This is a genomic window from Mesorhizobium sp. ISC11 (genome assembly GCF_037162595.1).
In the GTDB taxonomy this organism is placed as follows: domain Bacteria; phylum Pseudomonadota; class Alphaproteobacteria; order Rhizobiales; family Rhizobiaceae; genus Mesorhizobium; species Mesorhizobium ciceri.
Window position 1 is genome coordinate 671,082 of record NZ_JAVSPW010000001.1, and the last position, 14,036, is coordinate 685,117.

Here is a 14,036-nt window from a genome sequence, read left to right on the forward strand (position 1 = left end):
ACTGGCGCCAGCGCTGGCCGTCTCCTCTCCCCTCGGGGAGAGGTCGACCAAGCGAAGCGGAGGGCGGGTGAGGGGGCACTTTGCTCATCGCGTCCATCGCCATCAGCGCCTTACGGCGCCTTGATCTCCATCATGCCGGTGGCGGTGCGGGCCGAGTATTGCGGCCGATACATGTCTTCCACCGTTGCCGCGGGGTGCGCATAGGTACCCGGCGTCACGGCGCGCACGACATAGGCGAGGGTCAGATTGTGGTCGTGGTCGCCGTCGGCCGGGTTGAATGCCGCGACGAAACGGTCGTCGCGGAATTCGAGATGGGCCGCATCGGTCTGCGCCAGCCACGAGAAGTTCGTCAACTGGGCGCTGGAGACCAGGCCGGGATTGTCGATCTCGAAGCCGGCCGGCAACAGGTCGGTGACCAGCAGGCGCGACGGCCATGTGTTCTGCTCGTTGACCTTGAGCACGACGACATAGCGTTCGTTCTGCGTCGCCTCGGTGACATTGGCTTCGGTGCCGTCGAGCTTGTAGTAAGTGCGGCTGATTGTGAAGCCGTCGCCGCCGGCCGGCAGCGGCTGGACCGGCGACGCCACCGTGGTGACGACGGCCTGCAGCGGGGTCTTGCCGGTGTTGGCGATGGTCAGCGGGCTGTCGACAAGGTCAGAGCCTTCGACCTGGTTGGAGTAGCCGCCGGAATGCGCCGCGCCATTGACGGTCAGCGTGATCGTATCATTGCCTTCTTTCAGCGCGCGGGCCGCCAGCAGCATCCAGGATTCGTCCTGGGTGCTGGTCCAGCGGGCTTCGGCGCGTTCCCTGGTCACCAGCTTGATCAGCTCCGGCACGATTGTCGGTACCGGCTTGGATTCCGCCGCCAACGCCAGCATCGCCGCGCCATCACGCAGCCGCGAACCGTAGTCGGAGCGGTAGTAGTCGTAGTCGGTGGTCGATTTGGCCAACTGCAGGGCAGTCTTGAACGTCGATTCCGCACGCGGTGTATCGCCGTAGAGCGCCAGGCTTGCCGCCAGCTGGGCAACGGCCATCGGGCTGGAAAAAGCTTCGAGTTGCGTGTCCGCATAGTAGCGCAGGTCGCCGATCGAGGCCTTCTTGTTGCGGGCCAGAACGTAGAGGGCGTAGGCGATCTCGCTGCCCCGGTCCTGGACGCTCTGGTCGTAGCCGAGTGAGTTCTGCAGGTTGCTGAGCGCCTGGTTCATGGCCAGGCTCGGCACGTCGTATTTCTGCTCGCGTGCCCTGGTCAGGAAGTCGGTGACATAGGCATCGAGCCACAGATCGCCGGAGCCCGGGCCCCACAGGCCGAAGCTGCCGCCCGAGGCCTGGTAGCTCAGAACCTTGTAGATGGCGTCCTGGATGCGGCCATGGATATCGGGATCGCTGGCCATGCCGATGCCGGACGCCAATTCATTGACGTAGAGAAGCGGCATGGCGCGGCTGGTGGTCTGCTCGGCGCACCCATAGGGGTAGCGGTCGAGCGTCATCAGCAGCGAAGGCACGTCGAATGCGGCAGCCTGCGAAACGCCGACGCTGACAGAGGCGCCGTCGAGCAGGCTTGCCGCGAGCAGCTCCTTGTCGACGCGAAGCGCGCCGCCATCGCCCTTGAGGTCGACCACCAGGCGGGTGGTGACCGGTAATTGCGCCGGGCGCACCGGCACATAGAGCGTCTGCTCGACCTTGGTGCCGTCGGCATGGGCAAGCTTGATGGTGAGCGAGGCATTGCCGGCCGTCTGAGCGATCAGCGGCACGGTCAGCGTCTGGCGCTTGCCCTGGGCGAGCGTCAGCTTCTGGGGCAGGGGCTTGTCGCCCGTCGACAGGTCGCCCGTCGTTTCGATCGAGAACGCATAGTCGCCGGCCGGACCATCGGTGTCGGCGACGTCGAGGCGCATAACGGCGGCGTCACCAGGCGCCAGGAAGCGCGGCAGGCCGGCGGTGATGACCACGGGATCGCGCACGATCACGTCGGACTGGGCGTGGCCGACCGCGTCCTTGGTCCAGGCGACGGCCATGACGCGCACGGTGCCGTTGAACTGCGGGATGTCGAAGTCGACCCGCGCCTTGCCGTCGGCGTCAAGCTCGACGACGCCGGAGAAGAAGGCGACCAGCTTTTCGGTCGGCGGGCTGCCTTGCGCCTGCATGTTGGCGCCGTCGCCGCCGGTCCTGAGCTTGCCGGCGTTGCCCAGAGAACCGTCGATCAGGCGACCGTAGATGTCGCGGATTTCCATACCCAGCATGCGCTGGCCGAAGAACCAGTTCTCCGGATCCGGCGCCTTGTAGCTGGTCAGGTTGAGGATGCCGACATCGACGGCGGCAACCATGACATAGGCATTGCTGCCCGGCTGCACGCCGGCGACCGAAACCGGGATCGACAGCTGCTGGCGCGGCATGGTCTTGTCCGGTGGCGTCAAGGTGATGGCGAGCTTCTTCGAACCCGGATCGACCTTCAGCCATTTCACGCCGATGGCGCGGGCCGGCATGCGCGTCTCCTGCGCATCGCCCGGCCGGAACAGGGTTGCAGTGACATAGGCGCCGGCGCCCCAGTCGTCGCCGACCGGAATGTCGACGGTGCTGCCGCCGGCCGGCACTGACGCCGTGATGGTCTTCAACAGCTTGTCGGAGCCGATGTTGATCAAGAGTTCGCCGGCAAAATGCGGCGAGATTTTCAGCTTGGCCACTTCGCCGGCGGCATAATTGTCCTTGTCGAGGGCGATTTCGAGGCCGTCAGGCGTTTCGGTGGTGGTCGAGGAGACATACCAGCCGGCGTCGAACTCGTAGCTGGTCGCCGGTCCTTCGGGATCGGCGGTTTCAACCTCGAGCCTGTACTGACCCCAATCGACCGGCACGGAGACCGTTGCGTCGCCGTCGGCGTTGAGGTCGACCTGGCCGTTGGCGATCGACTTGGTGAAGGTCACCGGCTCGTAATTCCACGAATTGTTGGAGCGGTACCACTGGTAATTGCGTTCGACCTTGACCAGCGTCCATTGCGCGCCTTTCAGCGCCTCACGCTTGCCGTCGGGATCGACGGCGATCAGGCTGAACTTGGCCGTGCCGCCCTGCGGCACTTCATTGTCGGCGAAATCCGGACGAATGCCGATCATATGGCCCTGCGGGCGGATGCCGATGTTGAGCGAGCGCTCGATGGCGCGGCCGCCGGTTTCACGCATCCTGACCGTCACCTTGGCGTCGACCAGCTTGGTGGTCGAGGGCAGTTGGTCGACAGAGACCGGGAAGGTCACCTTGCCGTCATCGCCGACCACCGGCAGATCGGCGAGGGGGGTGACCGTGGGTTCGGCCGACTGCTCGTCGGCGAGACCGAAGGAAAAGCCCTGGAAGCGGTCCCAGTCGCGCGACGTTGACAGCGTCAGCTCGCCTTCCAGCGCCAAGCCTGCTGCCGGCGCGCCATAGAGGAAGCGGCCGTCAATGTCGATGTTGGCGGTTTCGCCCTGGGCGATTTCCTGCTTGTCGGCCTTCATGTCGAATTCGATGCGATCCGGCACGAAATCCTCGACCAGGAACATCTGGCTGGCCACCGCGGGCTGCTTGGGATCGGTGTAGATCGACACCGACCAGGTGCCGCGCATGGCGTTGGGGGCGAGCGGCAGGTCGACGGCATGGCCGCCGGCCGATGCGCCGTCGCTGACGATACGGCGGTCCTCGACGCCGTCGGGGCGCGAGAAGATGAAGGTCAACGGCAGGTTTTCGACCGCCTTGGCGGCACCGTCGCGAGCAAGTGCGGCGACATGAACATCCTCGCCGGCGCGGTAGATACCGCGTTCGGTCCAGGCATAGACGTCGAGCGCACCTGGCGCCGCGCGCCCGGTGACGCCGCGGTCGGACAGGTCGAAGCCGGCCCGGCCCATGTCGAGGAAGACGAAGTCATTGTCGCCCTGCTTGGCCATCAGCACGGCCGGCACCATGCCGCCGTCGCCGCGCGTCAGGCCGGGGTTGAAGACGGCATGGCCGTCGGCATCCGACGTCGCCGTGCCCAGAACCTCATTGTTCCTGGCGACCAGCGTCAGTTCGGCGCCGGCGATCGGCTTGGCGCTGCCAAGCGAACGGGCAAAGACATTGAGCCCGTCCTGACCGGTATAGGTCGACAGGCCGATGTCGGAGACGACGAACCATTGCGTGGCCATCGAGTTGTAGTCGTCGCTCTTGTTGTTGACGGCCTGGGCGGTCAGCACGTAGACGCCGGGCTTGCGCTGCGGCACCGCCTCGTCGACCGGGAAGGAGGTGGTGACCTCCTTGTTGAGGTCATTGGCGATGTCGAGCTGGCCTTGCCAGACCGGCGCGCCCATCTGCTCGGAAATGTTGGAGATGTCATAGCCGTCCAGCTGGTGCAGGAACTGGTAGCCCGACAGAAGCTGTGCCAGCGAACGATCGCCGATGCGATAGAGCTTCATCTCGGCGGCGTTCATGTTGACGGTAACGATCGGAATACCGCGGCGCGCGCCGGCCGGCAGCACGAAGCTATCACCGGTGAAGCGGGCGGACGGTGCGCGGTCCTGGACATAGATCGACAGCACCACGGGTGCCGCGGTCACTTCGCCGATTGCCGCCGGCAGGCCGGCGCGGAAGGTGACGTCGTAGTGCTGGCCATGCTCCAGCCCTTCGACGCAGATCTGCTTGTCCTTGGCCTCGACGCCCTTGGGCGGTGCATTGTCGACGGTGACGAATTGCGCGTAATCGACGCCGGTCTTGACCAGATCCTCGGAGAATTGCGCGCAGATGCGCGGCGCGCTGGTGTCGGCGTCGATGGTGTGGTCGATAACGCGGAAACCCTTGCGCGCCTTCAGATCGGCATAGTCGGCCTGGACCGCCGGCGACGGGTTCAGGGCAAGGCTCGCCTCATAGGCCTGTAGCGCCGGCCGGTAGAGATCGCGCTTGTCGAGGCCGTTGCCGAGCAGCGCCAGCACTTCGGCGCGCGTCTTGGTGGTGCGCAGTAGTTTATAGGCGTTGAATGCGGCCGAAGTGCCGTTCGTCGGCAAAGTGGAAGCTTCGGATGTGCTGGCGGCGGGCTGCACGGCCAGCGTTTCACGCGCCAGGTTGAGCCAGAGCTGGCCATCATCGGGCAGTACCGAGACAGCGGCCTCGTATTTCAGCATGGCGGAGCGGTGGTCGCCGGTCAGCACGGCCTGTTCGGCGGCACTCAGCAAGGCAGCCATGCCTTCTGTCGGCTTGTCATAGGCCGGGCCGAGCAGCTTGTTGCGGTATTGCTGGGCCTGGTCGGCCATCCAGTTGGGGAAGAAGGCGAGTTCCGGCGGCGCGCCGATATCAGGATCGCCATCGATGTTGACGACCTTGCCGGCGACCGCGCCATTGAAGGTTTTCAACTGGTTGTAGTCGGATTTGAGGAAGCACCATTTGGCTTTTTTATTGTAGGTGAAGGCACGGCAGGCCGGGTCTCCCAGGCATGTCGTCTTGCACTGGTCGATTGTCACATTCTGGTCGGACCTGAGATCAAAACCGAAATAATCGGAATTGTCCGTTGTCGCGATACGCCGGGCCTCGGCCGCTTGCGCGACGCTGCTCCAGGCCAGGACATTGGCCCAGGCAAAAAACAGGAGAATCAGAATCGAAAGACCACGAGCCGCGCGCATTGCCATAACACCCCTCCAGACACAGCTGACGTCCGGGCATGATCAAGCTTCAGTCAGGCTTGTCAACACAAGGACGCGGCAGGGGTCCGCCTGCCAACGGTTTCCTTTCCGGTCGATGACCGGTAGTACCTCCATAGGACAGGGGATCACGCTTTCTTGCGGCGACGCAAAAGGTGTGAATTCCAAGCCCGTCCTATTTCAGACAATTGGATTGTGGCCCCTTTACGAGCGCTTCAGAACTTCATTCCAATTTTAGTTTTGTAACCTAGGTTGTCTTAATGCCGGCGCATGAAGAGCAGATGTCAGGAGGTCGCGCGCCAGGGCGTGCGCTTCTGCGCGCCCTGCTGCTGGCCATGATGTGCTCGACCGTGCTCGTCGCCGAATCGCCCCCGGCGGCCGCTTTCGAGCTTTTCGGCTTCAAGCTGTGGGGATCGTCCAGCGACGAGGATGCCGACATCGTCGATCCGCTGCGCTACGCCGTGACCATCAATGCCCCCGACGCCGACAAGGACCTGGTCAAGAAGCTCGAAAATGCCTCGGCGCTGAAGAGCGACGAGGAGCGTCCGGTTTCAGGCTCGCTCGGGCTGATGGCCAAGGCGCGCAGCGACCGCGAACAGCTTGTCGCCGCGCTCTATGCCGATGCCCGCTACGAAGGCGTCGTCACCGTCACCATCGACGGCAAGCCGCTCGACGATTTGCCGCCGGATGCCGAATTCAAGGGTCCGCAGCCGGTTCCCGTGGCGATCGACATTGCTACCGGGCCGAAATTCACCTTGGGCAATATCAGGCTGCAAGGCGACGCGGCAGGACTGATGAGCGCCGATTATGGCCTGATATCAGGCGGCGACGCCGGATCCGGCGCAGTGCTCAAGGCCGAGGCGCTGATCGTGCGGACGCTGAAGGAGCAAGGCAGGCCGCTGGCAGAGGTGACGGACCGCCAGATCGTCGCCGACCATGCCACCTCGACGCTCGACGTGACGCTGACGGTCGCCGCCGGACCGGTCGCCGGCTATGGCCCGACCACCGTGGAAGGCACCGAGAAGGTCGACCGCGACTTCACCGAATACATGACCGGCCTCAAGCGCGGCCGGCAATACTCGCCGCAAGAGATCGACGATGCGCGCGACCGGTTGCTGGCGCTCGAGGTCTTCAACAGCGTGACGTTCAAGGAAGCCGACACGCTCGATGCCGACGGCAACATTCCGATCGGCGTCCAGGTCAGCGAGCGCAAGCCACGCTATTTCGGCGTTGGCGGCACTTTTTCCAACACCGAGGGGCTGGGCCTTGAGGGCTATTGGGGCCACCGCAATTTGTTCGGCCGGGCCGAGAAGCTGCGCATCGATGGCAAGATCAGCGGCATTGGCAGCAACGATCTCGGCGAACTCAACTACAATGCCGGCATCATGTTCGAGAAACCCGGTGTGATCGGACCGGCATCGAAGTTCTTCGCCGGCGTCAAGACGGTGCTCGAACATCCTGATGCCTATGACCATTTCTCGGTCAAGGGCAGCGCCGGCCTGTCCTACGAACTGACCAAGAAGCAGACGGTTTCCGCCGAGGTGGCGCTCGACTATTCCCGCATCCACGACGCTTTCGGCAAGCACAAATACCTGATCGCCAGCATTCCGCTGCAATATGTCTACGACAACAGGGACAACCGCCTGAACCCGACCAGCGGCTTCCGGGTGCTGGCCTATGCCGAGCCGAGCTACGACATTTTGAATGGTGCGGCCTTCCTGAAGCTCAAGGGCGAGGGATCGGCCTATCAGTCGCTGGATTCGGCTTCCAAGTTCGTGCTGGCCGAACGTGTCGCCATCGGGTCGATCGTCGGCACCGGGCTTCAGAATGTGCCGGCCGACCGGCGCTTCTATTCCGGCGGCGGCGGTTCGGTGCGCGGCTACGCCTATCAGGGCATCGGTCCGAAGGATTTCACCGGCCAGCCGATCGGCGGCCTGTCTTTCTTCGAAACCGCGGTCGAGATGCGCATCGCCATCACCGACACGATCGGCATCGTGCCGTTCGTCGATGCCGGCACCGTGTCGACCAAATCGGTTCCCGATTTCTCCGATGTCAAGGTCGGCGCCGGCGTCGGCCTGCGCTATGTCACGCCGTTCGGGCCGCTGCGCATCGACGCGGCCGTGCCGCTCAACCGCGATCCGGGCGATCCGCATTTCGGCATCTATGCCGGCATCGGACAGGCATTCTGAGCGATGAAAACAGTCTGGCGCATCCTCCGCATTGTTCTCTACACCCTGCTGATCGTGATTGCGGGAGCGATCGGCGCGCTGGTGGTGCTAACCAAGACCGAGCGCGGCCGCGACAATCTCGCCGGCATCATTTCGCGGCTGGCATCGACCGACGACCGCAAGATCACGGTCAGCGGCATAGATGGCATCTGGTCCGGGGCGCTCAGCGTCGACCATGTCGTGCTGGAGGACCGCGAGGGCGCCTGGCTGGTGGCGCGCAAGGTGGCCGTCGACTGGTCGCCGCTGGCGCTGCTGTCGAAAAACTTCAGCGCCGACCGCATCGCTGCCGAGCGTATTGAACTGGCGCGATTGCCGGTGGCCAGCACCCAGCCGGCGCCGAGCGGCGGCACGACGACGCTGCCGGTTTCCATCGACATCAAGCAGATCGACCTGCCCGAGATCGCGCTTGGCCAGCAACTGGCCGGCAGCGGCATCGCCGAACTTGCCGCCAGGGGCATGCTCAAGGCCGACGCCGCGCCGCTGGCGGTCGAGACGGTGCTCAACGTCACCCGCCATGACGGCAAGCAAGGCAATGTCGATGCCAAGATCCACTTTGCGCCGGCGGACAACAGGCTCGATCTTGACCTCAAGGCCTCGGAGCCGGCAGGCGGCATCATCGCCAATCTGCTCAAGCTGCCCGATACGCCGCCGGTCGACATAATTGTCTCGGGCACCGGGCCGCTCGCCAATTGGAACGGCATCGGCACGTTCTCGGTCGACGGCAAGATCGTCACCCAGCTGACAGGCCGGCACCAACTGACCGACAAGGGTAATCATGTTGAGGCCAAGGGCGACGGCGATTTCGCTCGCTTCCTGCCTGAGAATCTCAAGCCGCTGTTTGCCGGCAAGACCAGCTTCGATGTCGCCGGCACCGCCACATCGGCCGGTGGCGTCAGTGTCGACCGCGCCAACATCGACAGCGATGCGGTGCACGGCACCGCGACCGGCATTGTCGATCCTGCCGGCGCCAGCGACCTCTCGATCGAACTCGCCGCCAAGGGTCCGCCCGTGGTGATCAGCGTCGGCAGCAAGGCGCAACCGATCACGCTGGCGATCAGCAATGCCACCGCCCGCGCCTTCGGCGACGGCAAGGCGCCGATCATCGACATCGGCGCCTCCTTCGTCTCCATCGTCGCCGGCGGCACGCGGCTGGATGATCTGGCGGCGCAGATCCATTCCGACGGCTTTGACATCCAGAACCGCGGCGGGCCGGTCACCGTCAAGCTGCAGGCGGGTGGCCTCAACACCGACGTGGCGACGCTGGCGCCGCTGATCACCGGCAAGATCGATGTCGATCTGGCCGGGTCGGTCAGCAAGGATGCCATTGCCATCGACCAGGGCACGCTGCGCTCCGATGCGCTCAACGCCTCTCTGACGGCGACGGTGGCGCTTGCCGACCTGTCGATGCAGCTGAAGATGAACGCGGATGCCGTGGCGACGGCCTTTCCGCCGCAGATCGCCTCGGTGCTCGGCGCCCGGGTGAAATTCTCGGCCACCGCGGCCCGCGATCCGCAGGGATCCTTCGCCGCCAACTCGATCGAATTCACGTCCGGCACGCTCAGCGCCGCCGGCACGGCCAGCATGCAGGGCACCGACATCCAGGCCGACATCAAGGGCAAATTGGGCGACGTTTCCGTGCTGTCGCCGACAGTCGGCGTGCCGGTTGCCGGTGGCGTCGATTTCGCGCTGTCGGCAAGCGGCGCGATGACGGCGCCGGATTTCACCGTTACCGCCGATAGCGACAGCCTGACGGCATCGGGCCGCACGGTGAAGAGCATCAAGCTGACGGCGAGCGGCAAGGCCGATATCACCAGTCCCGCCGCCAACGTATCGCTGACCGGCTCCGTCAACGACCAGCCGCTCGATATCAAGGCAGCACTGGTGACAAGCGAGGGCAAGCGTTCGATCAACGGATTCCTGGTCTCGCTGGGCGACAACAAGGTCTCGGGCGATCTCGCGCTGGACGACAAGTACATGCCGCTCGGTACGCTGACGCTCGACGCGCCCGCTATCGACCAGTTGGCCGCACTGGCCGGCCAGGCGGTGACGGGCGACATCGACGGCACCATCGGCTTTGCCAAGGAGGGCGACGCGCCCTCCGTCACGATCGATGCGAAGAGCACTTCGATCGCGCGTGGCGACGTGACGGCCAAGGCCATCACCGTCAATGCGCTGATCGCCAATTATCTCAAGGCGCCGGCGATCGCCGGTTCGATAAAGGCTGACAGCGTCACTTCCGGAACCACCGAAATCAGCGGCATCGGCGTCGACCTGAAGCGCGACGGCGATTGGACCAATTTCACCGGCGGCGCCACCATAGCGGGCATTCCGGCGACCGCTGCCGGCCGGGTGAAGATCGCCGACGGCAAGACGAGCGTCGAGATTACCTCGGGCGAGGCGACGGTTCGCGGCATCAAGGCCGCAATCGCTCAGGCGTCGACACTGAGCATCGCCAACGGCACGGCCAGCATCGAGAAACTGGCGCTCGATGTCGGCGGCGGTTCGGTGACGCTGTCGGGCACTGCCGGTCAGACGCTCGACCTCGCGGCGCAATTTTCGGCACTGCCCGCGGCGCTCGCCAATGAATTTTCGCCCGGCCTCGACGCTGTCGGCACGCTCAGCGGCACGGTTGGAGTGACCGGACCGCCGGCCGCTCCCGATGTCCGCTTCAATGCGCAACTGGCCGGTGTCGAAACCAGCCAGACCCGGCAGGCCGGGCTCGGGCCGCTCGCCGTCGATGCGGCCGGCAGCTACACCTTGGCCGGCGGCGTGATGCTCGATCAGGCGACGCTGACCGGCGACAAGATTTCCGGCAAGGCGACCGGCACCCTCAATCCGAACGGCGCCAGCGATTTTGCGCTCGATCTCATCTCATCCGGCCCCAGTCTGCCCCTGATTCTCGGCAGCGCCGAGAGCCCGGCCAAGATCGAGATCCGGTCCTTGTCGGCAAAGGTGGCGGGCGAGAGCACGCGGGCCCGCCTGGATGTCTCCGCGATCCTGCCCTCGATCGTCACCAGTCCAGCGAAGGTGGACGGGCTTGCCCTGGCGTTGCACTCGGATGCGTTCGATCTCAAGAACCGTGCAGGGTCGGTTTCCGGCACAGTGTCGGTGGACAAGGTCGGTCTCGACAATCCGGTGATTGCGCCGCTGATCGCCGGCAAGGTCACGGCGGCGCTCAGCGGTCGCCTGACAGCCGATGCGGTTGCCATAGACAGCGGCTCGCTCAAGAGCGATGCGCTGAACAGCCAGGTTGCCGGCCAGGTATCGCTGCGTGACGGTGCCATCGACCTCAATCTGAAGGCGGATGCCCCATCGTCGGCCTTGCCGGCGGCGGCACGCGGCATGCTTGGCGAACGCGCTGAGATCAGCGCCACGCTGAAGCGCGACCCCAACGGCAGTATCGCTATAGGCGGATTGAAGCTGACCTCGGGCGCGCTGACCGCAGACGGGCAAGCCAGCCTTGCCGACAACAAGGTGGCCGCCGACATCAAGGGTGCGCTGAGCGACATCTCGCTGCTGTCGAAAGACGCCAAGGGCGCCATCGCTTTTGCGTTGAACGCGCAGGGCCCGGCCGCGGCGCCGGACCTGTCGTTGACCATCGACAGCGACCGCCTTCTCGTGGCGGCGCGAGAGATCACCGGGCTGAAGCTGACCGCCACCGGCAAGGCCGATGCCGCCAATCCGGCGGCGAATGTGCAACTGACCGGCAATGTCGCCGGCCAGGCGCTGCAAGGCAGTGCGGTGCTGGCGACAGCGGACGGCAAGAGCGCCATCAATGGCCTGCTGCTGTCGCTCGGCAAGAACAGGATTTCCGGCGATCTGGCGCTGGACGAGAAGTTCGTGCCAGTCGGCACCATCGCGCTCGACCTGCCCGATATCGGCCCGCTGGCGGCACTTGCCCTGGAGAAGGCCGAAGGCGATGTGCGCGGCACGATCGCCTTTTCGAAGAACGGCAATGCGCCACAGGTCGCAATCAAGGCGGCGACAGCATCGATTACGCGCGGCGACCTGCAGGCGAAAGCCGTCTCGATCGATGCGCTGGTCGCCAACTATCTGGCGGCGCCCGTGATCTCCGGAAATATCCGCGCCGACACCGTCACGTCGGGCGGCACCGTGATCAGCGGCATCGATGTCGACTTGAAGCGCGACGGCGACTGGACGGGCTTCTCCGGCGGCGCAACCGTCAAGGGCATTCCGGCACAGGCCGCCGGCCGGGTGAAAGTGGCCAACGGCACGACGACCATCGAGCTTGCCTCCGGCCAGGCGACCGTACAAGGCATCAAGGCGGCCATTGCCCAGGCCTCGACCGTCAGCATCGTCAACGGCATGACGACGCTGGACCGGCTCGTGCTCAACCTTGGCGGTGGTACGGCGACGGTGACCGGCAAGGTCGGCACGGCGCTCGACATCAATGCGACGCTGGCGCGGGTGCCGATGTCGCTCGCCAACAGTTTCTCGCCGGGGCTCGACGCCGCCGGTTCGATCTCAGGCACGGTCAAGGTGACGGGTGCGCCGGCGAACCCCGCCATTGCCTTCAACCTCGACGCGGCCGGCGTGCAGACCTCGCAGACGCGCGGTGCCGGTGTCGGTGCGGTGAGTGTCTCCTCGTCGGGCACCTTCGGCGGCAACAAGCTGACCTTCAATGCCAATGTCGGCGATGGCGCCGGCCTTGGCCTCAAGGGCGGCGGCACCGTGACGACGGCCGGCACGCCGTCACTGGTGCTCGACTTCAATGGCGTCGTGCCGTTCGGCCTGCTCAGCCAGAAGCTGGCCGCGCAGGGCCTGTCTTTGTCTGGAACCGCCAATGTCAACGTGCAGGTGCGCGGTCCCGCGACATCGCCCGTCATCGGCGGCAGCATCAGCACCTCGGGTGCGCGCCTTGTCGATGCGCGCTCCGGCCTCGCCGTCAACGATCTCGCCGCCGATGTCTCGATTGCCGGCGGCGTCGCCAGGATCAACCGGCTGACCGGAACGCTGTCGACGCGCGGCAGCCTGTCGGCCAGCGGCACGGTCGGCATCAACCCGGCGCAGGGTTTCCCGGCCGACCTGTCGATCAAGCTGGTCGACGGCCGCTATACGGACGGCAGGGTGGTGACCGCCAATCTCGGCGGCGACCTGACGATCAAGGGACCGCTGACCTCCGCACCGGTCATCGCCGGCACCGTCAATCTCGCCAAGACGGTGATCACCGTTCCCGACAAATTGCCGGGCTCGCTGGCGGCGCTCGACGTCAAGCACAAGAACGCGCCGGGCGCGGTCAAGGCGCAGGACAAGGCGCTGCGGCCGCCGACGACCAGCGGCAAGGGCGGCGGTAGCGGCCTTGCGCTCGATGTCACGGTCAACGCGCCGAATCAGATCTTCATCCAGGGCAGGGGCGTTGATGCCGAACTTGGCGGCTCGCTGAAGCTGACCGGCCCGGCCTCGTCGCCGCAAGCGGTCGGCACCTTCACCTTGCAGCGCGGACGACTGTCGATCCTCGGCAAGCGGCTGACCTTCACCGAAGGCACGGTCGGGTTTTCCGGCTCGCTGGTGCCCTATCTCAATTTGACGGCGACCACGACGACGACCAGCGCCACCGTCACCATCGTGGTGTCGGGCGAAGCGACCAATCCGAAGTTCACCTTCTCCTCGGTGCCGGCGCTGCCCGAGGATGAGGTGCTGGCGCAATTGATCTTCGGCCGCTCGATGTCGAACCTGTCGCCGTTGCAGATCGCCCAGCTCGCCGAAGCGGCGGGGCAGCTGGCCGGCGTCGGCGGCTCGACGTCGCTGCTGGAAAACCTGCGCAGCGCCATTGGCGTCGACGATCTCGACGTCACCACCGACGATCAGGGCGGCACGGCGGTTTCGGCCGGCAAATACCTCAACGACCGCACCTATGTCACCATCCAGAAGGGCGACAAGCCGGGCTCGGGCAAGGCGACGATCGACCTCAATGTCGGGCGCGGCGTCAAGCTGCGCGGCGAGGCCAACGATGCCGGCGAAGCCAAGGGCGGCATCTTCTACGAGAAGGAATACTGACAGTCCGGCGGGGCTTTTGGCCTCATGGTGGATCGATTCTGGTGCTGTGCGGGCCAGAGTAAATGTCTCAGTTTAATCGACTATCGCGATTCCAGAAGAATCCGTCGGGCAGTAGCAAATTTGCGCCAAGACTGTCGTTATCACGCGAACCGCTCCCCTTTCAAAGTTG

At 65.2% G+C, this 14,036-nt stretch carries 3 protein-coding genes; 2 read left to right on the forward strand and 1 reads right to left on the reverse strand.

Translation table 11 applies throughout. The features are described 5' to 3' along the window. Window positions 1–110 precede the first annotated feature (110 nt). Window positions 111–5,609 carry an alpha-2-macroglobulin family protein gene (locus RPF88_RS03500; RefSeq protein WP_127371851.1) on the reverse strand — a complete coding sequence of 1,833 codons (5,499 nt, stop codon included), beginning with the start codon at window positions 5,607–5,609 and terminating at the stop codon, window positions 111–113. Between the two features lie 272 nt (window positions 5,610–5,881). Here RPF88_RS03500 and RPF88_RS03505 point away from each other — a divergent pair, with 272 nt between their 5' ends. Together RPF88_RS03505 and RPF88_RS03510 are read left to right on the forward strand one after the other, a co-directional pair. Beyond that, on the forward strand, window positions 5,882–7,810 hold the full coding sequence (locus tag RPF88_RS03505; RefSeq protein WP_337121704.1) for an autotransporter assembly complex protein TamA: 1,929 nt from the start codon (window positions 5,882–5,884) through the stop codon (window positions 7,808–7,810). A 3-nt stretch (window positions 7,811–7,813) separates the two neighbouring features. Next, window positions 7,814–13,867, forward strand: coding sequence for a translocation/assembly module TamB domain-containing protein (locus RPF88_RS03510; protein ID WP_337121705.1), 6,054 nt, complete (start codon window positions 7,814–7,816; stop codon window positions 13,865–13,867). Window positions 13,868–14,036: the final 169 nt, after the last annotated feature.